Source organism: Pedobacter sp. AK017, from assembly GCF_014200825.1.
Classification (GTDB): Bacteria; Bacteroidota; Bacteroidia; order Sphingobacteriales; family Sphingobacteriaceae; genus Pedobacter; species Pedobacter heparinus.
In genome coordinates this window covers 89,316-113,844 of record NZ_JACHCW010000016.1, presented here as the reverse complement: position 1 = coordinate 113,844, position 24,529 = coordinate 89,316, and the positions used below count along the sequence as shown (strand labels likewise).

24 protein-coding genes and 2 tRNA genes are annotated in these 24,529 nt (G+C 40.7%); 16 read left to right on the top strand and 10 right to left on the bottom strand.

What is annotated here, in order from left to right; all coding sequences use genetic code 11:
- Window positions 1–293 precede the first annotated feature (293 nt).
- The gene (locus HDC92_RS20300) at window positions 294–1,838 is read left to right on the top strand and encodes a SulP family inorganic anion transporter (protein ID WP_183876866.1); all 1,545 of its coding nucleotides are present in this window, start codon (window positions 294–296) and stop codon (window positions 1,836–1,838) included.
- A 94-nt stretch (window positions 1,839–1,932) separates the two neighbouring features.
- On the opposite strand, the gene HDC92_RS20295 is transcribed toward HDC92_RS20300, so the two are convergent.
- From HDC92_RS20295 to HDC92_RS20280, 4 genes are all read right to left on the bottom strand, one after another.
- Complete coding sequence (locus HDC92_RS20295) at window positions 1,933–3,255, bottom strand: site-specific integrase (RefSeq protein WP_183876865.1); 1,323 nt, start codon at window positions 3,253–3,255, stop codon at window positions 1,933–1,935.
- Between the two features lie 248 nt (window positions 3,256–3,503).
- Window positions 3,504–3,576, bottom strand: a tRNA-Lys gene (locus HDC92_RS20290).
- Between the two features lie 141 nt (window positions 3,577–3,717).
- Window positions 3,718–4,347: a DUF6266 family protein gene (locus tag HDC92_RS20285; RefSeq protein WP_183876864.1), complete on the bottom strand. Its 630-nt coding sequence runs from the start codon at window positions 4,345–4,347 to the stop codon at window positions 3,718–3,720.
- 275 nt (window positions 4,348–4,622) lie between these two features.
- Window positions 4,623–4,904 (bottom strand): SelT/SelW/SelH family protein, encoded by a 282-nt coding sequence (locus HDC92_RS20280; RefSeq protein ID WP_183876863.1) that lies wholly within the window; start codon window positions 4,902–4,904, stop codon window positions 4,623–4,625.
- Between the two features lie 124 nt (window positions 4,905–5,028).
- Between HDC92_RS20280 and glgP the strand changes: the two genes are divergently transcribed.
- Window positions 5,029–6,681: an alpha-glucan family phosphorylase gene (gene glgP, locus HDC92_RS20275; RefSeq protein ID WP_183876862.1), complete on the top strand. Its 1,653-nt coding sequence runs from the start codon at window positions 5,029–5,031 to the stop codon at window positions 6,679–6,681.
- A 69-nt stretch (window positions 6,682–6,750) separates the two neighbouring features.
- Here the strand turns inward: glgP and HDC92_RS20270 are convergent, their stop codons facing one another.
- From HDC92_RS20270 to HDC92_RS20260, 3 genes are all read right to left on the bottom strand, one after another.
- Window positions 6,751–7,185, bottom strand: a complete 435-nt coding sequence (locus tag HDC92_RS20270; protein ID WP_183876861.1) for a tail fiber domain-containing protein — start codon at window positions 7,183–7,185, stop codon at window positions 6,751–6,753.
- Between the two features lie 79 nt (window positions 7,186–7,264).
- Complete coding sequence (locus tag HDC92_RS20265) at window positions 7,265–7,576, bottom strand: hypothetical protein (RefSeq protein WP_015807921.1); 312 nt, start codon at window positions 7,574–7,576, stop codon at window positions 7,265–7,267.
- Window positions 7,577–7,684: 108 nt separating this feature from the next.
- A complete protein-coding gene (locus HDC92_RS20260; RefSeq protein ID WP_183876860.1) occupies window positions 7,685–8,668 on the bottom strand; it encodes an LCP family protein in 984 nt (327 codons plus the stop codon).
- A gap of 177 nt (window positions 8,669–8,845) precedes the next feature.
- Between HDC92_RS20260 and HDC92_RS20255 the strand changes: the two genes are divergently transcribed.
- Window positions 8,846–9,385, top strand: coding sequence for an SRPBCC family protein (locus tag HDC92_RS20255; protein WP_183876859.1), 540 nt, complete (start codon window positions 8,846–8,848; stop codon window positions 9,383–9,385).
- Window positions 9,386–9,439: 54 nt separating this feature from the next.
- Window positions 9,440–10,813, top strand: a complete 1,374-nt coding sequence (locus HDC92_RS20250) for an NAD-dependent succinate-semialdehyde dehydrogenase (protein ID WP_183876858.1) — start codon at window positions 9,440–9,442, stop codon at window positions 10,811–10,813.
- A gap of 5 nt (window positions 10,814–10,818) precedes the next feature.
- Here HDC92_RS20250 and HDC92_RS25235 read toward each other — a convergent pair whose 3' ends face one another.
- Window positions 10,819–11,004: a hypothetical protein gene (locus HDC92_RS25235; RefSeq protein ID WP_255484608.1), complete on the bottom strand. Its 186-nt coding sequence runs from the start codon at window positions 11,002–11,004 to the stop codon at window positions 10,819–10,821.
- Window positions 11,005–11,238: 234 nt separating this feature from the next.
- Here HDC92_RS25235 and HDC92_RS20240 point away from each other — a divergent pair, with 234 nt between their 5' ends.
- From HDC92_RS20240 to HDC92_RS20185, 12 genes are all read left to right on the top strand, one after another.
- Window positions 11,239–12,831 carry an ABC-F family ATP-binding cassette domain-containing protein gene (locus tag HDC92_RS20240; RefSeq protein ID WP_183876857.1) on the top strand — a complete coding sequence of 531 codons (1,593 nt, stop codon included), beginning with the start codon at window positions 11,239–11,241 and terminating at the stop codon, window positions 12,829–12,831.
- A 30-nt stretch (window positions 12,832–12,861) separates the two neighbouring features.
- Window positions 12,862–13,611 carry a DeoR/GlpR family DNA-binding transcription regulator gene (locus HDC92_RS20235; protein WP_183876856.1) on the top strand — a complete coding sequence of 250 codons (750 nt, stop codon included), beginning with the start codon at window positions 12,862–12,864 and terminating at the stop codon, window positions 13,609–13,611.
- Between the two features lie 11 nt (window positions 13,612–13,622).
- Window positions 13,623–14,792 (top strand): nicotinate phosphoribosyltransferase, encoded by a 1,170-nt coding sequence (gene pncB / locus HDC92_RS20230; protein WP_183876855.1) that lies wholly within the window; start codon window positions 13,623–13,625, stop codon window positions 14,790–14,792.
- A gap of 74 nt (window positions 14,793–14,866) precedes the next feature.
- A tRNA-Lys gene (locus HDC92_RS20225) sits at window positions 14,867–14,939 on the top strand.
- Window positions 14,940–15,164: 225 nt separating this feature from the next.
- Window positions 15,165–15,824, top strand: coding sequence for a MarR family winged helix-turn-helix transcriptional regulator (locus tag HDC92_RS20220; protein WP_015807912.1), 660 nt, complete (start codon window positions 15,165–15,167; stop codon window positions 15,822–15,824).
- Window positions 15,824–17,305, top strand: a complete 1,482-nt coding sequence (locus HDC92_RS20215) for a phytoene desaturase family protein (protein ID WP_183876854.1) — start codon at window positions 15,824–15,826, stop codon at window positions 17,303–17,305. The genes HDC92_RS20220 and HDC92_RS20215 overlap by 1 nt, the downstream gene beginning before the upstream one ends.
- Window positions 17,302–18,138: a phytoene/squalene synthase family protein gene (locus HDC92_RS20210; RefSeq protein ID WP_015807910.1), complete on the top strand. Its 837-nt coding sequence runs from the start codon at window positions 17,302–17,304 to the stop codon at window positions 18,136–18,138. Before HDC92_RS20215 ends, HDC92_RS20210 begins: the two co-directional genes overlap by 4 nt.
- Complete coding sequence (locus HDC92_RS20205; protein ID WP_183876853.1) at window positions 18,135–18,593, top strand: hypothetical protein; 459 nt, start codon at window positions 18,135–18,137, stop codon at window positions 18,591–18,593. Before HDC92_RS20210 ends, HDC92_RS20205 begins: the two co-directional genes overlap by 4 nt.
- Window positions 18,594–18,596: 3 nt before the next feature.
- The gene (locus tag HDC92_RS20200) at window positions 18,597–19,058 is read left to right on the top strand and encodes an SRPBCC family protein (RefSeq protein ID WP_183876852.1); all 462 of its coding nucleotides are present in this window, start codon (window positions 18,597–18,599) and stop codon (window positions 19,056–19,058) included.
- 10 nt (window positions 19,059–19,068) lie between these two features.
- The gene (locus HDC92_RS20195; protein ID WP_183876851.1) at window positions 19,069–19,527 is read left to right on the top strand and encodes a sterol desaturase family protein; all 459 of its coding nucleotides are present in this window, start codon (window positions 19,069–19,071) and stop codon (window positions 19,525–19,527) included.
- Complete coding sequence (locus HDC92_RS20190) at window positions 19,524–20,231, top strand: lycopene cyclase domain-containing protein (protein WP_183876850.1); 708 nt, start codon at window positions 19,524–19,526, stop codon at window positions 20,229–20,231. The genes HDC92_RS20195 and HDC92_RS20190 overlap by 4 nt, the downstream gene beginning before the upstream one ends.
- A gap of 23 nt (window positions 20,232–20,254) precedes the next feature.
- A complete protein-coding gene (locus tag HDC92_RS20185) occupies window positions 20,255–21,559 on the top strand; it encodes a cryptochrome/photolyase family protein (protein WP_183876849.1) in 1,305 nt (434 codons plus the stop codon).
- Window positions 21,560–21,770: 211 nt separating this feature from the next.
- On the opposite strand, the gene HDC92_RS20180 is transcribed toward HDC92_RS20185, so the two are convergent.
- Window positions 21,771–23,027, bottom strand: coding sequence for a YeiH family protein (locus tag HDC92_RS20180; RefSeq protein WP_183876848.1), 1,257 nt, complete (start codon window positions 23,025–23,027; stop codon window positions 21,771–21,773).
- Between the two features lie 36 nt (window positions 23,028–23,063).
- A complete protein-coding gene (locus HDC92_RS20175) occupies window positions 23,064–24,497 on the bottom strand; it encodes a phytoene desaturase family protein (RefSeq protein WP_183876847.1) in 1,434 nt (477 codons plus the stop codon).
- Window positions 24,498–24,529: the final 32 nt, after the last annotated feature.

The window sequence follows — 24,529 nt, the reverse complement described above, 5'->3', positions numbered from 1 at the left end:
TAAAATAAATCATTTTCGCAGAAATGCAGTTTTTTTATATCTTTGCAGCAATCGAAATGAGAAAAAAGGATAAAGTTTCATATAACCGAGTGACAAAGCACTGATTAATATCAGTACATCTTTTTATGCACTAGCTGTTCTAAGCAAGGCAAATTCTCTATATCCAAATTTTTAAAACAGTTTTTTATTTGAAATTCCTTTTGGCATTTCTAAAAGTTTAAATGTCGTTCAGCTCCAAATGCTGTTCGAAATTTTTATTGAATCTTTTATTTTTCACTTATATACTTTATTACATGACTAAAACTTATCTAGGTCTCTTTGACTTTTCGCAAAAGATTAATTACAAAAATGAAATTCTTGCAGGTTTAACGGTGGCGATGACAATGATGCCGGAATCCTTATCCTTTGCCATACTTGCCGGATTTCCTCCTCTGGTAGGCTTATATGCTGCCTTTATCATGGGGCTAATCACCTCGATATTTGGCGGTAGGCCAGGATTGGTTTCGGGTGGTGCGGGTGCAACAGTTGTGGTACTCATCGCACTGATGAAATCCAACGGCATTGAATATGTATTTGCCGCCGTTGCGCTAGCGGGTATTATTCAAATACTTGTCGGTGTTCTTAAATTGGGAAAATTTATCAGGCTTGTACCACAACCTGTAATGTACGGGTTTGTCAATGGTCTTGCAGTGATTATCTTCATGGCGCAGTTAGAACAATTTAAAACCGTTGTAAATGGGCAGGTTAGCTGGCTAAGTGGTACACCTTTGATGATTATGGCGGGGCTTGTTCTGTTAACCATTGCAATCGTGGTCTTTTTGCCTAAAATCACAAAAGCTGTCCCGCCATCACTTGTGGCTATTGTCGTTGTTTTCCTTTTAGTATTCGGATTAAATATTGACACAAAAACGGTTAAAGATATCGCATCTGTTAGCGGAGGGTTCCCACCTTTTCATATTCCCATGATACCGTTTAATTTAGAGACACTTCATGTTATATTTCCATATGCCTTAATTATGGCCGGAGTAGGTTTAACAGAAGGCTTGCTTACTGTTAATCTGGTCGATGAGATGACGGGTACAAAGGGCAACGGCAACAAAGAGTGCATTGCGCAGGGAGCAGCTAATATAGCTAACGGCTTTTTCTTTGGTATGGGAGGATGTCCAATGATCGCCCAAACCTTAGTCAACCTGTCCGCTGGTGCCAGAGCGAGATTGTCGGGTATAATTGCATCTCTTACTATCTTAGCCATTATTTTATTTGGTGCGCCGATTATTGAGCGTGTCCCAATGGCTGCTTTAACCGGAGTTATGATTATGGTAGCAATAGGAACGTTTGAATGGGTTAGTTTCCGTATCATCAACAGAATGCCCAAACAAGATATTTTTGTCGGAATACTGGTTGCGGTGATTACAATTTGGCTTCATAACCTTGCTTTAGCGGTCTTGATAGGCGTAATTATATCAGCATTGGTATTCGCGTGGGAAAGTGCAAAACGAATCCGTGCAAAAAAATATATAGACGAAAATGGTGTGAAGCACTATGAAATCTATGGACCGCTATTTTTCGGTTCCGTAGCTGCCTTTAACGAGAAATTCGACGTACATGAGGATTCGAATGAAGTGATTATTGATTTCAAAGAAAGCAGGGTTGCAGATATGAGCGGCATAGAAGCGTTAAATAAGCTTACCGAGAGATACCATCAGCTGGGTAAAAAACTTCATTTGAAGCACCTTAGTAAAGATTGCATACTATTGCTAAAAAATGCAGGAGATATTATTGACGTGAACATAATTGAAGATCCAACTTACCAGGTAGCGACTGACAAACGACATTAATATAAATCACATGCCTGTTCATTAATAATGTATACATTGATTGTATCTTATACAACATGAACAGGCAATTTTGTGATCTTCATTTGGGGCTTAATTATGAAGCTTCAGCTATTTTTGATGCTGAAATGTACTTCTCCCGGATCGTTGCAACATCATTACTTATTTTGGACTCTGTGACTTCAAGAGCTTTGATATGTTGCGCAACAAATTTTCCCATAAGTGGTGCCATATCTTCACTAACTTTGATATCTAAGACTTTAGCATACAGTTGTGTAGTACGTATATTGGTGTGTCCAAACATTTTAGATACGCTTTCGATAGGTACACCGTTCAGCAAAGTTACCGTGGTGCCAAAAGTCCGTTTGGCTATCCGGTTGCCCAATGTTTTATTAACCCCTGAAAGTGCTGCAATTTCAACCAGATACTCATTCATTTTTTGATTGCTTGAAATTGGTAAAGCCCTGTTGTGATGGAGGCAATAAGGATGAGCTTTATATTTATCAAGGATGCTCGCCGCTATTGGAAGCAAGGGTATTGCTACCCTGGTATCTGTTTTTTTTCTGTAGGTAAATATCCATCGTTCCCCATCAACCCCAATACTTACGTCGGCCAGTTTAAGTTTTTGAACATCCGCATAGGAAAGTCCGGTATAGCAACTGAACAGAAAAAAGTCCCTTACCTGCGATAACCTGTCAGTAGTAAACTGTTTTTGGGTAATCTTATGCAATTCATCAGCGGTTAAAAACTCCCTGTGGACAGGCTTAGATTTTAGCGTATGGCCAAAGAAGGGGTCAGTACTGATCCATTTATATTTCCGGCAGATGCTTACGATCTTTTTGAGATTTTTAATATGCTTATTTGCGGTATTGGTATCGTTTTCCTTTACCGTATGCAGGTAGAAGTCAAAACCGTCGATAAACTCGTGGTCAATACGTTTTACATTAAAATCGGTTCTGTTGTATTTGGCGGCAATGAAGTCTTCTACATGCCTTGCCAATACTTCAAATCTTCTAAGCGTTCCAGGCGCATATTCTTCTTTCTCCACCAATGCTTTCATTTTTTCATTGTGGATTTTAATGGCCTCCAATATGGTGTGTGCTTTTTCTTCCTTGCCTAAGAATTTGCATTTTACACTATCGGCGGTTATTTCTGCTCCGTCTACGCTTAGCTGGCTATGGGCGGCATACACTTCCGCTTTCATATTTTCCAGATATGCATTCAGGGTTTTAACATCTTCCTTTGTTCCGATGACTTTCCCGGCTTTTGCGTTCCACTGCTCCGGCTCGCAATTTCTGCTGGTGGACATTTCCGCACGAACCCCGTTTACTGTTATTCTTAAAAAGATAAAGTAAACAGCCCCTTTTGTGTAGTTCTTTGGCTTTTTCAAAAAGAAAAGCACGCTAAAATTAGTTTTCATAACGATAACATTAAGGTTAAACAAAAATAGCTTTGCAGTTCCATTCACACAAGATGTTCATCTATTAATATAGTTGAATATCAATGTCTTAATACGAATTAGGGGAGTTTGATATTATAAAGAACGACGCACCGAATGACGCACATTTTATATGCGATTTCGTGCATATTTTGGCATATCCCGTAAAAGCAAAAACCCTGCAATCATTTGATTTGCAGGGCTTTAGTTCTCTTTGATATTGTTTCTTGTGATCCCGCTGGGATTCGAACCCAGGACCACTACATTAAAAGTGTAATGCTCTACCAGCTGAGCTACGGAATCATCGTTCTTTGTTGAACTTTTACCCTAAGCGTTTCCGTTTAAAGTGGTGCAAATATAGGGTTACAGTACATATTGTGCAAATTATATATCGAGAAATCTTTTATATCACTGATTCCTAGTTAGATTATTTGTAAATACCTGTTAAAGCACATTAACAATGCCTAAATACTGGCTGTTACTGCGCCTTTTTCTGTCTTCAGCTACAAAGGCAAGGTAAACGTGAACGGCCTTTCCCGAAAAATCCTCATTCAGTTTAAAAATCCCGGTCTTCATTCTCCGCTTCACGGCCCCGGTATCGTAATCGGCCTTGCCACCAGCTATATCATATACCAGAAACATCGCCCGGTCGTCACTTTCACATTTACCACCTTCCCAGTTAAAAGTAATTGAATTTTCAGTTTCTGAAACCGCAGATGCTGTTAATGCCGGTTCCTGGTCGCCAAAACTAACCAGCGCCAGTGCCGGATCAATATATGCACCCGCATCATCCCTCACCAGGGCATTTTTAGAATTATAGGATTTTGCAGCTACAAATCCCTGAAATGTAGGGGCATAATCCTGAAAGCCAACTCTCAAAAATACTGTTAAAGGTTTCAGCCAAAGCTGCAGATCTCCAAAGGCCTGCTGATTGGCCAGCTCTTTTTCTGTAAATGGTTTGCTTCTTTCATTTGCCAGGCCACGGATAATGTCCTGTCCGTTTAAGTGGTAGCCCACTACCGTTCCGGCCTTGCCTCTAAAACCACCAAGAATGCCGTTTTTAATAATTGCCATAGTTCTAATAGTTAAGTAAGTTACAACTGGTTTACCAGTGAAATATTAATTAATATAAAATTATAGGAATTACATAAGGATTAAACAGGTATTTGTCCCTGTTATCTCCCTATTAAGTCCCTATAAAATCCCTGTTTATTCCCTGTTATAAATAAACAAGTTCCTAACCAATTATAAGCAATATCCTAACCTGAGCCCTAAAAATTAACCAATAATTAAATCGCTGATTTAAGCTTTGGAAATTGCCTGAATAAACAATGCAATATACCTAATAATCAAGCATTTTTATCAGAATGGCCTAAGTTTTTTTCAGGATTCACCTTGTCCCTTACCAATTGTTTCAGTTCCTTAATCTCAGGAAAGCCTCCCCGCTCCTTTCTATCGTACAAGACTTCCTCATTCACACTGATGGTATAAACGCCGGCAATCCCGGCAGGTTTTAACAGTACACCATTGATGTCATCTATAAAAGTGGTCAGCAGTTCCTGGGCCATATAGGCAGCACGTAGCATCCAGCCGCATTTCGGACAATATTCTATCGTAATCGTTGGCTTCATATCTTCTTCCTTTATGATCAGTTGGCTTTTTTTGCAATTAAAAATTAAACATAATCATTACCCACAAGTAACATATAATTGAATCGTAAATTCTTTATTGGTATAAATTTCCTAATTTAAGACCATGCTATCTAAAAAAGACATTTTCGGCTTTGAGCCCAACGCGCAGTACAGTACTGCTGCTGCTTATTTTTCTATGGAATTTGCCGTAGATCAGGCGCTAAAAATTTACAGTGGCGGGCTCGGTTTTCTTGCCGGCTCGCACTTAAGGAGTTCTTATCAGTTAAAACAGAACCTGCTAGGTATTGGCATTTTATGGAAATATGGTTATTACGACCAGACCAGGGACAAAGACCAGCTCATGAAACCTGCCTATACCGAAAAGCAATATGCATATCTGCAGGATACAGGCATAATTTTTACCGTTCCGGTACACGATTCGCCGGTGCATGTAAGGGCCTATCTGCTAAAACCGGAAACCTTTGGTACAGCACCACTTTTTTTGCTCAGTACCGATGTTCCTGAAAATGACTACCTGTCGCGCACCATTACCCATCGTTTGTACGATCCGCATGAGACCACAAGAATTGCCCAGTCTATCATTCTGGGTATTGGCGGGGCCATGTTACTGGATATCTTAAACATCACACCCGATGTATACCACATGAACGAAGGGCATTCCGTATCACTTAATTTTTACCTCTACGCTAAATATAAAAGCCTGGATGAAGTAAAAAAACGGGTGGTATTTACTACCCATACCCCCGAAATGGCCGGAAATGAAGAACATAGATACAGTTTGCTCAAGGAAATGTCTTTCTTTTACCATTTACAGGAGCATGAGGTGAAATACCTGCTGGGGATGGATGGCGAACAGTTTAGCTATACCCTTGCAGCGCTTAAATTTGCCAGAAAGGCCAATGGTGTTTCTGAACTGCATGGTAAGGTGGCCAGGGATATGTGGGGCCATAACCCCGGTATATGCGGAATCACTTCCATCACAAATGCCCAGAACCTGACCTACTGGCAGGATCCGCTGATGGGAAAATCAATAGTCGGTAATGATGATCATGGTATTGTTCAACGAAAAAAAGAGCTGAAGGCCGATCTGTTTAAAGTAGTGGCCGATCAGTGTGGCAAACTGTTTGATCCGGAGGTGATCACTATAGTATGGGCCAGACGTTTTGCCGGTTATAAGCGGGCCGACCTGGTGATGCAGGACTGGAACCGCTTTTTAACCCTGCTGAGCAATGGTGCATTTCCGGTACAGCTGATCTGGGCCGGGAAACCTTATCCTGAAGATTTTGGTGCCATTGGCTTGTTTAACCAGATCATTTCGCGGGCATTGCCTTTAAAAAACTGTGCTGTGCTTACAGGCTATGAGCTGGAATTGTCGGCCCTTCTTAAAAAGGGATCTGATGTTTGGTTAAACAACCCCAGGATGTACAGGGAAGCCTCCGGCACCAGTGGCATGACTGCCGCAATGAACGGCAGCATCAACCTTTCCCTGCCCGATGGCTGGGTACCTGAATTTGCACTGGACAGAGAAAACAGTTTCCTGATCCAGCCCGCACCGGATCATTCTCCGGAACAGGATCAGGACCGGCTGGAGAACATCAGCCTGATGGATACACTGGAACAGGTTGTACTGCCAACCTATTATAACGACCATAACAAGTGGTTAGGCATGGTAAAAAAGGCGGCAGCTGATGTGGTCCCTGCTTTTGAATCGGGCAGAATGGCGGCAGAATATTACACAAAAATGTATAAGGCTTAAAAAAGAAAGCCGTCCCTCCGGACGGCTTTCACCAAAACACTAAAAAAACTACGGGTATTCTCTTTTAAGCTACTTTGATTTTGCTTTGAGCAGCTGTACTTCTTTTTTCAACAGCTCTATTTCGGCTTGTTGTTCTTTTATGGCGGCCACCAGTACAGGAATCAGGTTTTCTGTCTGCACTTCGTTGTACCTGGCCACTTTAGCGTTGTTTTTGCCGGCTTCATATACCTTTGACGCTTCGTAAACCATTGCCGGAAATTCGGGCTGTACATTGCTGGCCATAAAACCGTACTGCTCTCCGGCCGGAAGTTTCAGGTGTTTGTACTTGTTTACATCGTATTGAAAGGTAACCGGTTCCAGGTTTTTTAAATGTTGTGTAGAATTGGATATTTTACCAACATTAACTTTCAGTTCCTGTTCGTTAATTTTCTGTGCGCTTGCTGTTAACGAAGCAACGCCCAATAAAAGTCCCATTACAGAACCTTTAAACAAAGGATAGTTCATAAAAATAATTATTGTGTGAATATTTAAATATAGACCGGAATATCAATTCAGATATATAGTCCGGAATCTGTTCATGATTTTAAGAACAGCTGTTGGGAGGCGGATAGGGTAAGGAAATATAAGGTGCGGTAACCGCGGGTACAATGATGTGCCCTGTTCTTTTGGCAAGGGTTAAAGCAGCCAGCAGCAATACCGGCTGATCAGGAAAATCCTCATCCGTAATTTCAAGTTGCTTGCTTTCTTTTTCAGCATCCGGTGTACTGTCCTCAGTACTTTGTGCAGCACCTGCCACAACTACATTTTTCAGCTGCTGTTCCACAGCAAACAACGGGGTACTTTTTACCAGTAAAAAGGAAAGTAAAATAAATATGCCCGCTATTCTTTTAAACATAAGCAACCGAATTGTAAATTATATTGGCTATGGCCACAAATATATTGCTCCTATTTGAATAGCCATAGCCTGAATTGTATTTTTTTTGTCGGATTTTCTTATAACGGCTTATTTTGCAGCAGGCTGTATGCTTTTATAAATAAAATTATGTAAGGAGGTGGTAGTGGCTTTTAAATCGGCAGTAAGGTACCAGATGTTGTTGATTCTTTTCCCCGCACTTTGCCCATCCAGTGGAAACCTTGCCTGATCGATCACTTTATTTTTAGAATTCAGCACACTACCTGCAAAGCTGAAAAGGGTCATCTGTCCCATACTGGTTTCCAGGTTGGGCAATACCTGTGAAGCGATGGCCGGCAGCATTTGCGAACCGGAGTTTTTAAGTGTGCTGAAAAGCGCAACCAGTACACTTCTCTGACGTTCAGTCCTTTCATAATCGCCATTCCCTACCCCTCTGATGCGGGTATACGCTACAGCCTGTCTGCCGGTCAGTTTCTGGAGGCCTGCACTGTTTACATGTACTGCCGGGATCTTCTCGTAAATCGCCAGCTCATCCAGGTAATTGTTAAGATACGAAAGCTCTGGCTGCTTTACATTTACCGTTACCCCTCCAAGGGCATCTACTATTCTTGCTGCACTGTAAAAATCAACATTGATGTAATCCTTAATGTCGAGGTCAAAGTTCTGATTGATGGTTTTTATAGCAAGCTGAGGCCCTCCAAGTGCATAAGCCGCATTGATCTTATCCATGCCATGCCCCTCAATATTTACATAAGTATCCCTCATAATAGAAGACATCTTTATTTTTCCGCTTTGCTGATCGATGGAAATGACCATGATCACATCGGAATTTGCCCGTTCGCCTGCCTGACGCCTGTCGACCGCAAAAAGGGCCATATTTACCGGTGGGTTTGGCATGGCTTTTACCTTTGCACTTACTTTGGGTGATATGCCCAGTGCTTCGGCCGATCTGTTTAACTGAACAGCCTGAGGTTTGGCATAATCCGCAGGGGCTATAGCTGTTGAAGTGGTGTCCTGAGCATTTACCTGGAAGGAGAAGGCCAGCAGAAAAATATAAAACAATAGTTTTTTCATTATTGATATGAATGATTGGGTTAAAATTAATAACCATTAAACAATTTTCCGGCCATATTATTCGGGCAGGGTTAAAATGTATCTGGTATTTGATTTAAAAATTAATCATCTTTATATAAACAATAAGCATATTAAAACTTAAGATAAATAATAACCATTCAAAAAAACCGTAAAACGATGAAAATTTTAAAAAGAGTATTATTTGTTATTGTCGGGATTGTTATTCTGGCATTGGTAGTAGCGCTGTTTGTGAAGAAAGATTATGCGGTGGAGCGTGAAGTAACCATCAACAGGCCGGAACCAGAGGTATTCGACTTCATTAAACACGTTAAAAACCAGGACCAGTACAGCGTTTGGAACAACATGGACCCGGCCATGAAAAAGAGTTACAGCGGCACCGATGGTACAGTTGGCTTTAAATATTCCTGGGAAAGCACCAAAAAAAATGTAGGTAAGGGCGAACAGGAAATCGTTAAAATTACTGAAGGCGACAGGATAGACATGAAACTGCGCTTTAAAGAACCTTTTGATGCAGAAGACGATGCTTATATGACCACAGAGGCCATTGGCGCTGATAAAACAAAGGTTAAATGGGGCTTTACAGGTAAAATGGCCTGGCCCATGAATTTAATAATGCTTTGCATGAAGATGGAAGAGATGATCGGCAAAGATCTGCAGAGTGGGTTGGACAAACTGAAAACCACGCTGGAAAAGTAATTTTAAACAAATTCATTGCCTGAACGTTGTTTTATACCGGAATACAAATGAAGCATGAGCATAAAATCTATTGACCCGACAAATGGCAAGGTAATTAAATCTTATCCTGAAACGACTAAAGCACAAGTTGTTAAAAAGATTGAACAGGGGCATAAAGCCTGGACAGAATGGAGAAAAAGCAGTATTAAAGAAAGGGCTGCCCTGCTAAGGGGTCTCGCTGATCAGCTGCACATACAAAGAGCGGAGCTGGCAAGGCTGATGGCTTTGGAAATGGGCAAACCCCTGAACGATGGCCTGGCCGAGATAGACAAATGTGGCGCTGTATGTAAATACTACGCAGAAAAAGGGGCAGATTTTTTGCAGGACCAGCGGATTGAGACTGAGGCTTCAAAAAGCTACGTCAGCTTTCAGCCTCTGGGTATAGTGCTGGCCGTAATGCCCTGGAATTTTCCTTACTGGCAGGTATTCAGGTTTCTTGCCCCCGCCCTGATGGCAGGCAATTGCGGGGTACTGAAACACGCTTCAAATGTACCGGGATGCGCCCTGTCTATAGAAAAGCTGGTAAAGGATGCAGGTTACCCTGCCCATGTATTTCAAACCCTGATGATTGGCAGTAACGTGGTAAACGAAGTGATTGCCCATCCGCTCATAAAGGCGGTAACCCTTACCGGAAGCACGCAGGCAGGAATGAAAGTTGCCGCACAGGCAGGCATGCTGCTGAAAAAAACAGTACTTGAACTGGGGGGCAGTGATCCTTATTTGGTGCTGGAAGATGCCGACCTGGAATTTGCAGCCGAAACCTGCGTAAACAGCAGGCTGATCAACAACGGGCAGAGCTGTATTGCAGCAAAAAGATTTATTGTTGTAAAAAAGATAGAAAAGGAATTTACCAGGCTTTTTGTGCAAAAAATGAAACAGAAAAAACTGGGTAACCCTTTGGAAGCGGATATCAACCTGGGTCCTATGGCCCGTGCAGATTTACGTGACGAGCTGCACCAGCAGGTACTGAAGAATATAGAAATGGGTGCAAAATGCCTGCTTGGCGGCCGGATTCCTGCGTTTAAAGGCCAGCATGCCTACTATGAACCTACCGTACTTAGCGGAATAAAAAAAGGGATGCCTGCTTACAGCGAGGAAATGTTTGGCCCGGTGGCGGCCATACTTACGGCCAGAGATGTGGAACAAGCCATTGAGCTGGCCAACGATACTTCATTCGGACTTGGAGCTGCCGTATTTACAGCTAATGAAAAACTGGGTGAAGAAATAGCAAGGACCCGCCTTCAGGCTGGTTCCTGCTTTGTAAATTCGCTGGTAAAATCCGATCCCCGCCTACCCTTTGGGGGCATTAACCAAAGCGGATACGGGCGCGAACTGGGCCTGTTCGGTATTCATGAATTTGTAAACATTAAAACGGTTTATGTGAAATGAGCCGCTTAATGCGAGCCATTATGGTGGGTTAGCCTGCCCATCACCCCTATTTTACCCTTTGTCCAGGATAGCCATACGGGCTGAACATACGTGTCGCCAAATCCAAGGCTTTTGTTGGTAAAGACGTAGTTTCCCGAACCGGTTTGGCTGGAATAATAGTCTAAAGCAATTTTTGTTTCATGGTAATTCATTTAGATTTCAATAAGGCAAAAGAACATTTATGAAACAACACCTGTAAACAATTTAAGTTTGCCAATGTTTAAGAAATTTTGATATAAGGACAGCATTTGGGATTGTCTTATAAATTTTCTTAAATTTGCAGCCGTAAACAAAAAAACACTACATGTAGGATTCAGTTTCTTTCAGAAAAATAAACAGGGCCGGTAAGCCAGCCCCTGGTATTGTTCAACCTTTTAGAAAGAATTATGATTACCCTACAGGATATTACCTATACACATCCCGACCGGGATGTATTGTTTAGAGGTTTAAACCTCATCATTAACAAAAAAGACAAAATTGCGCTTATTGGCGACAATGGCACAGGAAAATCAAGCCTGCTAAATATGATGGCAGGTAATTTACAACCTGCCTCAGGAAGCGTTAAAATGAGTTCAATCCCCTATTATGTACCACAGATTTTCGGACAGTTTAATGATTACAGCATTGCAAAGGCGCTGCAGGTTGAAGGTAAATTAAAAGCCTTGAATGAAATTCTGGATGGCCGGATGACGACTGAAAATATGGTTCTGCTGAATGACGACTGGGCGGTTGAGGAACGCTGCAAAAATGCGCTTGCACATTGGAACCTTGAGGGACTGGACCTGGCCCAAAAAATGGGCAGCCTTAGTGGTGGCCAGAAAACCAAAGTTTTTTTAGCAGGGATACGCATACACCGGCCTGAGATAGTTTTACTTGATGAGCCCAGTAACCATTTAGACCTATGGAGCAGAAAGCGACTGTATGATGACCTTGCCTCGGCCACTAACACGCTGGTGGTGGTAAGCCATGATAAAACCTTACTGAACCTTCCGGAACGCGTTTTTGAACTGGATAAGCGGGGCATAACCGTGTATGGAGGCAATTACGATTTTTATGTGGCACAGAAAAAGTTGGAAAGCGAAGCGTTGAAACAGGACCTGAACAGCAGGGAAAAGGCACTTCGTAAAGCCAGGGAAACTGAAAAAGAAGTACTGGAAAGACAACAAAAACTGGACGCCCGTGGCAAAAAGAAACAGGAAAAAGCGGGTTTGCCCACTATTGTGATGCATGCCTTTAAAAACAATGCAGAAAAAAGCAGCTCCCATATAAAGCGTGTCCATGAAGATAAAAAGGCTGTGCTTTCGCAGGAACTGGGCCAGTTGCGTGCAGCATTGCCTGACATCAATAAAATGAAAATGGACCTGAACAATTCTGCCCTGCACAGGGGAAAAACATTGGTCAGCGCAAAAAATATAAATTTTGGATACGACCATCAGTTGCTTTGGAAGGAGCCTTTGAATTTTCGGCTTAACAGTGGCGAACGTATGGTCATCCGGGGCGCGAACGGCTCCGGTAAGACAACACTGATCAAAATGATCTTAGGCGGGCTTAAACCCAGTTCAGGAACATTAAACAGCCTTAGCGGCATTAAAACCATTTACATTGACCAGGATTACTCGCTGATTGACAACAACCTGAGTGTATATGAACAGGCACAGGCCTATAATTCGGGTGAATTGCAGGAACATGAAATAAAGATCCGCTTAAACCGCTTTTTATTTGACAAAGCCTACTGGAACAAATCCTGTGCAGCGCTGAGCGGCGGCGAGAAAATGCGCCTGATGCTTTGCGCGCTAACGATAAGCAATGCCGCTCCCGACCTGATTGTACTGGATGAACCTACAAATAACCTGGACATTCAAAATACAGAGATCCTGACTGCTGCAATTGGTGATTATAAGGGAACACTGCTGCTGGTGTCTCATGATGAGTTATTTTTGAATCAGATAAATGCAGTACATTCAATTGAGTTGCATTAACTTTACCAATGGACAAACCATTGCGGAACCATGCGTAAAGAAGAAAGACACAAGCTGATCATGAGAGAGATAAACCTTCACAACAAGGTTTTATCGGCCGATCTGAGTGTACTGTTAAACATTTCAGATGATACCGTAAGACGTGACCTTAAAGAGCTTGCTGAAACAGGTAAACTGTTAAAGGTTCATGGTGGTGCGGCAAGTAAATCATTTGTAGCACCCTTTAATGCACAGCATGAGATATATGCACTCAATGAGAAAAATGTAATTGCAAAGAAAACACTGAAAATTATAAAGAACGAAATGGTGATCCTTACTGAGGGTGGCACCACTATACTGCAGCTGGCCAGAATGATTCCTGAAAACCTGAAAGTTACCTTTTTTACAATCAGTCCGCAGGTAGCCATTACCTTATCAGACCACAGCAACCTTGAGGTCATTACCATCGGCGGTAAACTCAATAAAAATGCAAACCTGCACGTTGGGGCAAGTGTAATTAACCAGCTGGTAGACCTGAGGGCCGATCTCTGTTTACTGGGGGCCAATGCATTTTCGGCAGAAGAAGGCCTTACCGATATGGACTGGGACATTGTACAGGTAAAAAAAGCGATCATCAGGTCGTCGAAAAAAACAGCAGTACTGAGCATTTCTGAAAAATTAAATACTGCGCAAAGGATAAGGATCTGTGGCCCCGACGATATTGACTACCTCATTACCGAATTACCTGCCGGGAGCCCTTTAATGCAGGGCTATACAAATGATCATTTAATAGTGCTTTAAGCTTATAAATTATGGCCTTGACAGTATCAGTTTTAGACAATGATTTTTACAAAGTTACCATGCAGCAGGGTGTTGTACGCTTGTTTCCTGCGGCTAAAGCAAGGTATCAGTTTATCAATCGTGGTAAACATTCATTTCCGGAAGGCTTCGCTGTCGCGCTGCGCAAAGCTGTAGACGAAATGGCTTTGCTGAAGCTGAGTAAGGCAGAAAAGCATTTTCTTCAGGTAAACTGCCCCTATCTTGACCCGGTATACCTTGATTTTCTGGAAGGCTACCGCTTTAACCCCGAAGAGGTACACATTGAACAACATGAAGATCAGCTCCAGGTAAAAGTTGAAGGGTTTTGGTACCGTACCATTTTGTGGGAAGTTCCGCTCATGTCGCTCATCTGTGAACTGTACTATGTTTTAACGGGTACCAAAAGGATCAGCAATGAGGCCATCATTGAGGTTACCCGCAAAAAAATTGAAGCTTACAAAGCCCTGGGCGTGACCATAGCTGAATTTGGTACCCGAAGAAGGTATGCATATGATGTTCAGCGCCTGGTATTACAATCCTTGAGCCAGTATGGTGCCGGATCTTTTATAGGGACCAGCAATATGCACCTGGCCATGTTGCACCAAACCAAACCGATAGGTACGCATGCACATGAGTGGTTTATGTTTCATGCCGCCAGGTATGGTTTTACAATGGCCAATGCAATGGGGCTTGAACATTGGGTACAGGTTTATCGGGGCGACCTTGGCATTGCCCTGTCTGACACCTACACTACTGATGTTTTCTTTAAGCAGTTTGACAGGATGTACGCTAAATTATTTGATGGGGTGAGGCACGATAGCGCAGATCCTTTGGTATTTGCCGATAAAGTGATCAGCCATTATGAACGTATGGGCATTGATCCTAAATCAAAGACCATTATCTTTTCTGACGGGCTTGATTATGAAAAAGTTGAGCGTATTGCCAGACATTGCCTTGGCCGGGTAGGCATGTCGTTCGGAATAGGCACTAATTTTACCAATGATGCCGGATTGCCACCCATGAACATTGTGATTAAAATGACTGAAGCCCATCCTCAGGATGGGCAGTGGACGAAAGTTGTTAAATTATCTGACGAAGAAGGTAAGTATACAGGTGATATTCAGACCATCAATCTGGCGAAAACCATACTGGGAATCAGCTGATCATAATTATTTTAAAATTTATTTAGCAAAATAAATTAATAATTCTATCTTTGCACCCTCTTCAAACAGAAGATGATTCCGTAGCTCAGCTGGTAGAGCATTACACTTTTAATGTAGTGGTCCTGGGTTCGAATCCCAGCGGGATCACAGAAAGCCTCAACATAAGTTGGGGCTTTTTCTTTATACATACGGTATATCATTTTTTATCGCTTCTTCTTCACTTCCAATATATTTCCAAAAACAGAGACTTTGGAAAAGCTGGCTCTTACCGAACTTTACTGCCTCAACATTGAAAAAGATCAATGGTAATAAAAGTATATATTTATACTTTATATAAATAATAATAGTATATTTATATCCTAAAATAAATATATGAAATACGATATTTTAAAAAATGTCATCCATCTTCTTGAAGAATTTGAGTCGGAGAATTTTTCAGGAAAAACATATCCTAATGATATCGAAGGTTTTAAAAGATGGGTAGTTGTCAATTATAAAAGCGCAGAAATAGATAATGAACCCAATTGGGAAGGCAAAGAAAAGGGACGTAGTGCTGAAAGTGTCATTAATACTTTAATCGTTCATTTGAACAGGTATGCCAAGAGTTATTCAAAATCGGCAATATCCGGTTCAAATTTTTCTACCCAGGAAGAATTTATTTACCTCATTAACCTAAAAGCATTCGGTGAGATGACCAAAATGGACTTGATAAAAAAGAATGTCCATGAAAAACCTGCCGGAATGCAGATTATCAATCGGTTGATTGCACAAGGCTGGGTAGATCAAACTGATTCTGAAACTGACAAAAGAAGTAAAGTTTTAAAAATCAGCAATGAGGGCATTAAAGTTTTAGAAAATCAAATGGGCAAAATCAGAAAAGCAACTGAAGTTGTGACAGGAGATTTAACACGTAAGGAAAAAATGGAATTAATTAGATTACTAAATAAACTCAATGATTTTCATCAGCCCATCTATGATAAAAATATTGAGCCTGAATATTTATTAAATGAAGTTTTAAAAAACAAAAGGTGATGAAGAAGAAAATAGCCGTTATCGGTTCTGGTTTTTCGGGATTGTCTGCTGCCGCTTATTTGGCAAAAGCGGGAAACGATGTTCAGGTTTTTGAAAAGCACGACCAGCCGGGAGGAAGAGCAAGGCAATTTTCTACCAAACAAGGTTACATTTTTGATATGGGGCCAAGCTGGTACTGGATGCCTGATGTTATAGAAAGTTTTTTTGCTGATTTCGGTTACAAAACTGCAGATTTTTTTGAGTTGATTTCCTTAAACCCACAGTTTGAGCTCATTTTTTCAGAAGAGAAAATCAATGTACCTGAAAGTATAGAGGAACTAAAAATCTTGTTTGAACAAATTGAAAAAGGTGCAGGCTTGCAATTAGAGAAATTTATGCAATCGGCGAAATTTAAATATGAAGTCGGGATGAAGGATTTTGTGAACAAACCTTGCCATAATTGGTTGGAATTCATTTCTCCTAAAATTGCTAAAAGTGCATTGAAATTGGATTTGCTGACGAATTTCAGAACCTATGTTGGCAAATATTTTAAAAATGAAAAATTAAGAACATTGATGGAGTTCCCTGTAATTTTTCTGGGCGCTTCTCCAAAAAACATTCCGGCATTATATAGTTTGATGAATTACGGGGGCTATGCTTTAGGAACGCATTATCCGAAGGGTGGCTTTTATCAATTGGTATTGGCGATGAAAAAAGTAGCCGAGAACCAAGGTGCAGCTTTTCATTTTAACAAGACAGTTGAAAATATAAATACGGATAATGGTAAGGTACGATCTTTAACCATCAATGGCGAAACCTATGAATTTGATGCTGTAGTTGCGTCATCGGATTATCACCATACAGAAACACTCTTAAATAAAGCGTATAGAAATTATTCAGAAGAGTACTGGCAAAACAGAACATTTGCTCCATCCAGCTTGATCTATTATTTGGGCATCAATCAAACTATTCCCGGCCTAAAGCACCATACCCTATTTTTTGAGCATGATTTAGACGAACATATTGATTGTATCTATGGCGAGAAAAAATGGCCTGAAAAACCACTGTTTTATGTTTGCTGCCCATCAAAAACAGATCATACCGTTGCGCCCAAAGACAAAGAGAACCTATTTCTTTTGATGCCTTTGGCCATCGGAATAAACGATGACGAATCCGTACGAAAAAAATATTTAGCGGAAATGATTTCAAGAATTGAAAGACATACAGGCCTAACCAATTTACTGTCAAAGATTGAATACAGAAAAAGCTATTGTGTCAGCGATTTTATTTCAGATTACAATGCCTATGGTGGCAATGCTTACGGATTGGCAAATACGCTTAGTCAAACTGCGGTTTTGAAACCAAAAATAAGAAACAAGAAATTAAAAAATTTATTCTATACGGGTCAGTTAACTGTTCCAGGGCCCGGAGTTCCCCCCTCCATTATATCGGGAAAAATTGTAGCAAATGAGATAATTAAATTTAAAAACGAAGTATTATGAAACACCTATTTGATGAGCTTTCTTACTCAGTTAGCAAGATAACAACCCAAAAGTATAGTACGAGTTTTTCTTTAGGAATTTTGGCACTCAAACCATCTGTTCGTTCTGCTATATATGCGATATACGGGTACGTAAGATTAGCAGATGAAATTGTTGATAGTTTTCAGGGCTACGATAAAGAGAAGTTGCTGAACAGATTAAAACAAGAAACAGAAAATGCGTTGCAGGAAGGTATTTCACTAAACCCGATTTTACAATCTTTTCAGGAAACCGTACATAAGTACCGAATTGAAAAAAAGCTGATTGAGGATTTTTTGCACAGTATGGAAATGGATTTGCAGAAAATAGATTACAATTCCGATTTGTACAATGAATACATTTATGGTTCTGCAGAAGTGGTTGGGTTAATGTGCCTGCAGGTTTTTACGGATGGGAATAGAGAAAAATATGAAGACCTTAAACTTTATGCGATGAAACTGGGCTCAGCTTTCCAGAAAATTAATTTTTTAAGGGATTTGAGAGATGATTATCAGATTTTAGGCAGGACATATTTCCCGAATATTGATATGGGGGTATTTGATAATCATGTGAAATGCCTGATTGAAAAGGAAATAGAAGAAGAATTTAAAGAGGCGTTAATTGGAATTAAGAAACTACCAGGTTCTTCAATGTTTGGGGTGTATCTGGCTTACAAATACTATTTATCTTTGTTCAAGAAAATAAAAAGAAAATCTTCTAAAGACATCTTGAATAACAGGGTCCGAATTCCCAATTCCGAAAAAGCGTTCGTGGCCTTCAAAAGTTATGTAAGATATAAAACTGCTTTTTTATGATAAAGGTTCCAGGTTTGCTGATGTCTGCTATATTCTTGCTGATAAGTGTGGATACAACCAATTTGGATGTGGTAAGAGCGAATTATTACAAAGTAGTATCGGACAAAAAAATGTGCAAACAAATGATAGCTGAATTGGAGAAAACAAAAAACAATTCGGCTACGCATCTGGCTTATTTAGGTGGTTTACAAACGATTTGGACAAATCACGTTTTTAGCCCCATAAGTAAACTCAATACATTCAAAGAAGGAAAGAAAAACATCGAACAGGCAATCAAAAATGAGCCCAATAATGCAGAATTGAGATTTATCCGACTTTCGGTTCAAAAAAACGCCCCCTCTTTTTTAGGGTATAAATCAAGCATAGATGAGGATACTGAATTTATCAAGAAAAACAAGAATCAAATCAGTTCAGACATTCTGCATAAAAATATAGAAACGCTTTTAATAAACTAACCTATGAAACATCAATTATATAGAGAACAACAATTGCATTGTGATATCGAAACTGCCTGGCGTTTTTTCTCATCCCCGGCAAATCTTTCTAAAATCACACCTAAGGATATGGGTTTTACAGTGTTGTCGAACTATAATGATGAACATATTTTTGAAGGAATGATTATTAATTATACGGTTTCGCCTATGCTGAAAATTCCCTTAAAATGGAGAACGCGGATTAGCCAGGTGGAATTGAACAGGAGTTTTACCGATTTTCAGGAGAAAGGCCCTTATAAATATTGGAGCCATTTTCACGAGTTTATTCCCAATAGAGCGGGCGTACTTATAAAAGATACTGTACATTATGAATTGCCTTTCGGTATTTTAGGAGATATTGCACATTGGGTCTTTGTGAAAAAAAAACTGGTTCACATCTTTGATTTCCGCTATGGCATTTTAGAAAAATTATTTAATAGGAAATAAAAAAACGTATATGAACTTTTTAATCGCATTGGGGGCATTTGTAATGATGGAAGGGGCAACCTGGGTGATCCACAAATATGTTATGCACGGTTTTCTGTGGGGTTTACACAAAGACCATCACGACCACAGCCAAGAAGGTGCTCTTGAAAAGAATGACTATTTCTTTGTGATATTTGCTATACCTACGATTGCTTTAATGTACTTCGGTTCGATTGAAAATTTCAATTATTTGTTTTTTATCGGACTGGGCATTATGCTATATGGAATGGCCTATTTTTTTGTACATGATGTTTTTATCCACCAACGGATTAAATTATTGACCAAAACCAAAAGCCCTTATTTTTTAGCACTTCGCAGAGCACACAAACAACATCATAAGCATATCAGCAAAGAAGATGGTGAATGTTTTGGTTTTTTATATGTGCCCTTCAAGTATTTTATAATGTATTTTAATTCTTCTGAAACATGATGGCATATACATATTCATTGATTTTATTTTTTACGTTCATCATTTGTTTCCTGGCATCTTTTGATAAGCGAATTCTTTTTAACCGTTATTTTGGACCCTTTATAAAGGCTGCAATCCTGGTTGCAATTCCGTTTATTTCCTGGGATGTATGGTTTACGGCAAAAGGTGTATGGTGGTTCAATACAGCTTACACACTTGGAATAGTGATAGCCGGATTACCGCTTGAAGAATGGCTTTTCTTTATCTGCATTCCGTTTTCATGCGTGTTTACCTATTTCTGTTTTGACAAGTTTTTTAAGTTGGAAGGGCTTTCAGGTTTTAATAACCTGATCGTTTTTTTCAGTGTAATTGTCTGTTCGGTTGTGGCTTTGCTGCACTATGACAAAATCTATACACTGGTAACGGCGCTCGCTACCATAACAACTTTAATCTATCTGCACTTTATTGTCCGTGCAGATTGGATTGGCAAGGCATCTCTGGTGTTTACGATATTGATGCTGGGGTTTTTTCCTGTAAATGGCCTGCTTACAGGGACCGGATTGTCCACACCAATAGTGAATTACAATCCCGGGGATTTTCTGGGCATAAGAATGCTAACGATACCGATCGAAGATATGGTTTACGGATACACACAATTTCTTTTGGTGCTTTATTTTTTTAGAAAATTTAAACATGCGCAGGATGAAAGCAAAAATAAAATTTAGCAGAAAAGATAATCCATTTCTGAATGAAAAGTAAAGTTTCTATTTTTTGGTTTCGCAGAGATTTGCGTTTAGAAGATAATGTGGGTTTATATCATGCCTTATCTTCAGGGTTTCCTGTCCTTCCTATTTTTATTTTTGATGAAAATATTTTAGAAAAGCTTGGGGATAAAAAAGACAGAAGAGTGGATTATATTGATCAGGCACTTTCGAAAATAAATGCCCAACTAAAATTATCCAAAACAAGGCTGAACACATTTCACGGAAATCCGATTGAAATTTTCAATATGCTTTCAGAGCAATATGCTGTCCAGGCTGTTTTTTGCAACAGGGATTATGAACCGCTAACCATTCAAAGAGATGTGGAAATTTATGAGTTTTTTAAACGGAACCAAATTCCGTTTAAGGCATTTAAAGACCAGGTTATTTTTGACAAAAGTAATGTTTTAAAAAATGACGGTACCCCCTATACGGTTTATACACCTTATTCAAAAAAATGGAAAGAGCTATTGAAGGAAGAACATTACAGGTCGTACCATCCTGATTATAATAATTTTTTCAGGCAAGAGTTTACCGGAATTCATTCCTTGAACGATATTGGTTTTGAAAAAACAGACATCGCCTTTGAAACCCCGAAATTGACTACTACAATCATTGATGAATACGATAAATACAGAGATTATCCTGCAATGCAACGCACCACACAGTTGGGGATCGCCCTTCGGTTTGGCACCATCAGCATTCGCAAATGCGTAGCTTTTGGATTGAAACATAATCAAACCTGGCTGAATGAATTAATTTGGCGGGAATTTTTTATGCAAATTTTGTATCATTTCCCTAAAGTGGTGGATCAATCTTTCAAATCGAAATATGATAATATCAAATGGCGAAACAATGAGCAGGAATTTGATCGATGGTGTGAAGGGAAAACAGGTTACCCGATTGTAGATGCAGGAATGCGACAGTTGAACCAAACAGGTTTTATGCACAATCGGGTACGGATGATTGCAGCAAGCTTTTTGTGCAAGCATTTACTGATTGACTGGCGTTGGGGTGAAGCTTATTTTGCACAAAAGTTGAACGATTACGATTTGTCGGCCAATAATGGTAACTGGCAATGGGCATCAGGTTCGGGTTGCGATTCTGCACCTTATTTTAGGGTGTTTAACCCAACGCTTCAAACCGAAAAATTCGATAAAAACTTCGCTTACCTCAAAAAATGGATTCCCGAGTTCGAAACAGAAAACTATCCAGAACCAATCGTGGAACATAGTTTTGCAAGAGAAAGAGCTTTGAAAACATATGGCAATGCCATCAAAGAAAACGATTAATAACGGATTGGGGGTGATTCCGCCCTTCCCCTACTTATAGTTGTGAATTACAACTATAAGTAGTGTAAATACAACTATAAGTTCTTGTTTTTTAGGGATTCGGGAGCTGAATCTGAATATCTTTGTTTGTCTAAACAAAAAGACCATACATCATATTAAAGATTGCTGCTGCAGTATGAACCATAGTGCTACTGCAGGGCAGACCGGAATACTACCTGAACAATAAAAATGCAATGATCAAAGTGATCACAATATTGAATGCCTGGGCAATCAGGAAAGCATAAAAAGGCTTTTTACTGTTTTTACCAAAAAGATCTTTAAAGTTCGTTTCCAGGCCAATGCTTGTAAATGCAAGGGCAAACCAAAGGCCCTGTAAGTTCTTTAAACTCCCTTTTACCTCTGCATTTACTTCGGCAGAAATAAAGAAGGAAAACAATATTGAGGCTCCTATAAAGCCCAATACAAACTTAGGAAAGCGTTCCCAGATCACCTTTAGTGTAGGTTTAGATTCCTTGTCCTTTCCTGCCGGATGCTGGGTGTAGGTCCAGTAAACTGAAATGGCGAAGGCAGCAATTCCGAGTAATACATTTTGGGAAAATTTGACTATGGTACTGATTTTCAAGGCTTCCTCTCCTACCAGACTGCCAGAAGCAACTACCGCTCCGGTTGTATCAATACTTCCACCCAGCCAGGCCCCAGTTACCGCTTGCGGAAAGTTAAAATACGCAGCAATATAGGGCATAAAGATCATCATGGGGATGGCTGTGATCAATACCATTGAGATGACATAGGACAATTTTTTGGAATCGCCCTTGATGGCACCGGAAGTTGCTATAGCTGCAGAAACCCCGCAGATAGAGACCGCACTGGAGATCATCATGGTCAGCTCCTCGTCTACCTTTAATTTCTTACACAGCCAGAAGGCAAAATACCATACAGACAGTACCACTACCAGGGCCTGTATAAGGCCCAGGGACCCTGCTTTCAACACATCGGAAAAGATGACTGTAGTTCCAAGTAAAACGAGGCCAATTTTAACAAAAAGCTCGGTTGACAGTGCTGTTTTGAACCATTCGGGCAATTTAAAGAAGTTGCTGATGGCCAAGCCAATTGCCAGACTAAAGATCACGGCTTCCAGGTTAAGGGCTTTTACTTTGCTGTTTCCGGCAAGAACCAATGCCACAATAGTTAATATATAGACTACAGGAAATGTTTGCAGCGACGACTTTACAGATTTACCTGTTAAAAAAGCACCGATAGTTGCAATAACGATAACAAACAGAAATTGAAGGCCTATGAATTTAAGGTTGGAAGGAGAAAGCACAGTATCCGACAGTTCGGCAAAATTTTTCCAGCTAAATGCAGGAATGGGCAGTAAAAGCCCCGAAAGCGTAAGCAGAATGGTTAAGCCACCGAGTATTACGACTACCCAGTCTTCATGAATGTTTAATTTATTGTTTACAGACATAGTGATTGATTTGTGTGTTTTGGTTTTAACGGAATTTTAAATGGAAATGGAAAATATATCTTTAAGGGCCCTTTTTGCGGCATGATAACCACACATGCCATGTACCCCACCCCCTGGTGGTGTTGATGAAGAACAGATGTAAAGTCCTTTGGCAGATGTCCGGTAAGGGGAACTTCTTAAGGCCGGACGGGTGAAAATCTGTCCCAGGTCGATTACCCCCCCATTGATGTCGCCACCAATATAGTTGGGATTATAGTCTTCAACCTGTGCCGTATTCATCGTATGTCTGGCCAGGATCCTTTCTCTGAAACCTGGTGCAAAGCGTTCTACCTGTTGTTCTATAGCTGTGGTCATGTCCTTTTGTGAGCCATTGGGCACATGACAATAGGCCCAGGCCGTATGCTTTCCTTCGGGTGCCCGTGTATCGTCAAACAGGCTTTGCTGGGCCAGCAATACAAATGGTTTTTCGGCATGTTTGCCCTGCCAGCTCAGCTTTTCAGATAAGCTGATCTCCTCGATGGTGTTGCCAATATGAACGGTGCCGGCCTTTCGGGCCTCGGCAGCAGTAAAAGGAATTGGGGCATCCAGGGCCCAGTCGACCTTAAAAACACCCATTCCATAGCGATAACGTTCCAGCTGCCATTTGTAAACTGAAGAAAATTTATGTCCCGCAATTTGCAGCAATTGCTTCGGCGTGACATCAAAAAGCACTGCCTTTGCAGCGGGCAGCTCCTCTAAAGATTTGATGTACCTGCCGGTTTCAATTCTTCCGCCTATGGCGATAAAATAAGAGGACAGGGCATTGGCAATTTCTTTTGAGCCCCCGACAGGTATAGGCCAGCCTTTTAAGTGGGCAGCAGCCATGAGTACCAGACCGATGGCCGATGTACTGAGGTTGCTTAAAGGCTGGATAGCATGCGCCGCCATCCCGGCCCATAAGCCTTTGGCAGCCTTCGTTTTAAAACGCCTGGCTAAATAAGTAGCCGAAGTAAGTGCATTTAAGCCAAACCTGGCCATGGCAAGCGGATGTTTAGGGAAATGCAGCGGCCCCAGAACATCGTCAGCAATATCCGGCCAGTCGCGCAGCAAAGGCCCGATCAGTTTTAAATAAGCCTGTTCGTCTTTACCCAGCAATTTCGCCGTTTCCTCTATTGAACCGCCCAGTACCGCAGCAGTACCATCATCAAAAGGGTGCGCTGCAGCCAGATCCGGAAATGCATAAATCAAACCATGATCCTGCAGTGGCAATGTATTAAAAAATGGGGAGCCTATAGCCAGAGGGTGAACGGCCGAGCAAACATCATGTACAAAACCGGGTAAGGTTAGTCCGGCCGACCTTAATCCCCCTCCGATCTCGGCTTTGCCTTCAATGATCAATACCGATAAACCTTGTTGCTGCATAGCTATTGCTGCTGCAAGGCCATTGGGGCCGGAACCTACAACTACTGCATCAAATTCTGTACTGCTCATTTAATTATTACTTTATTCATCGTGTAATGTAT

Coding starts and splice junctions, on each gene's coding strand:
- HDC92_RS20175 (WP_183876847.1), bottom strand. CDS start 24,497: ATGAGCAGTACAGAATTTGATGCAGTAGTTGTAGGTTCCGGCCCCAAT.
- HDC92_RS20285 (WP_183876864.1), bottom strand. CDS start 4,347: ATGGCAATTATTAAAAACGGCATTCTTGGTGGTTTTAGAGGCAAGGCC.
- HDC92_RS20240 (WP_183876857.1), top strand. CDS start 11,239: ATGATTACCCTACAGGATATTACCTATACACATCCCGACCGGGATGTA.
- HDC92_RS20215 (WP_183876854.1), top strand. CDS start 15,824: ATGAAGAAGAAAATAGCCGTTATCGGTTCTGGTTTTTCGGGATTGTCT.
- HDC92_RS20195 (WP_183876851.1), top strand. CDS start 19,069: ATGAACTTTTTAATCGCATTGGGGGCATTTGTAATGATGGAAGGGGCA.
- HDC92_RS20210 (WP_015807910.1), top strand. CDS start 17,302: ATGAAACACCTATTTGATGAGCTTTCTTACTCAGTTAGCAAGATAACA.
- HDC92_RS20300 (WP_183876866.1), top strand. CDS start 294: ATGACTAAAACTTATCTAGGTCTCTTTGACTTTTCGCAAAAGATTAAT.
- HDC92_RS20190 (WP_183876850.1), top strand. CDS start 19,524: ATGATGGCATATACATATTCATTGATTTTATTTTTTACGTTCATCATT.
- HDC92_RS20180 (WP_183876848.1), bottom strand. CDS start 23,027: ATGTCTGTAAACAATAAATTAAACATTCATGAAGACTGGGTAGTCGTA.
- HDC92_RS20270 (WP_183876861.1), bottom strand. CDS start 7,185: ATGAACTATCCTTTGTTTAAAGGTTCTGTAATGGGACTTTTATTGGGC.
- HDC92_RS25235 (WP_255484608.1), bottom strand. CDS start 11,004: ATGAATTACCATGAAACAAAAATTGCTTTAGACTATTATTCCAGCCAA.
- HDC92_RS20280 (WP_183876863.1), bottom strand. CDS start 4,904: ATGAAGCCAACGATTACGATAGAATATTGTCCGAAATGCGGCTGGATG.
- HDC92_RS20235 (WP_183876856.1), top strand. CDS start 12,862: ATGCGTAAAGAAGAAAGACACAAGCTGATCATGAGAGAGATAAACCTT.
- HDC92_RS20200 (WP_183876852.1), top strand. CDS start 18,597: ATGAAACATCAATTATATAGAGAACAACAATTGCATTGTGATATCGAA.
- HDC92_RS20255 (WP_183876859.1), top strand. CDS start 8,846: ATGAAAATTTTAAAAAGAGTATTATTTGTTATTGTCGGGATTGTTATT.
- HDC92_RS20205 (WP_183876853.1), top strand. CDS start 18,135: ATGATAAAGGTTCCAGGTTTGCTGATGTCTGCTATATTCTTGCTGATA.
- HDC92_RS20265 (WP_015807921.1), bottom strand. CDS start 7,576: ATGTTTAAAAGAATAGCGGGCATATTTATTTTACTTTCCTTTTTACTG.
- HDC92_RS20250 (WP_183876858.1), top strand. CDS start 9,440: ATGAGCATAAAATCTATTGACCCGACAAATGGCAAGGTAATTAAATCT.
- HDC92_RS20295 (WP_183876865.1), bottom strand. CDS start 3,255: ATGAAAACTAATTTTAGCGTGCTTTTCTTTTTGAAAAAGCCAAAGAAC.
- HDC92_RS20220 (WP_015807912.1), top strand. CDS start 15,165: ATGAAATACGATATTTTAAAAAATGTCATCCATCTTCTTGAAGAATTT.
- pncB (WP_183876855.1), top strand. CDS start 13,623: ATGGCCTTGACAGTATCAGTTTTAGACAATGATTTTTACAAAGTTACC.
- glgP (WP_183876862.1), top strand. CDS start 5,029: ATGCTATCTAAAAAAGACATTTTCGGCTTTGAGCCCAACGCGCAGTAC.
- HDC92_RS20260 (WP_183876860.1), bottom strand. CDS start 8,668: ATGAAAAAACTATTGTTTTATATTTTTCTGCTGGCCTTCTCCTTCCAG.
- HDC92_RS20185 (WP_183876849.1), top strand. CDS start 20,255: ATGAAAAGTAAAGTTTCTATTTTTTGGTTTCGCAGAGATTTGCGTTTA.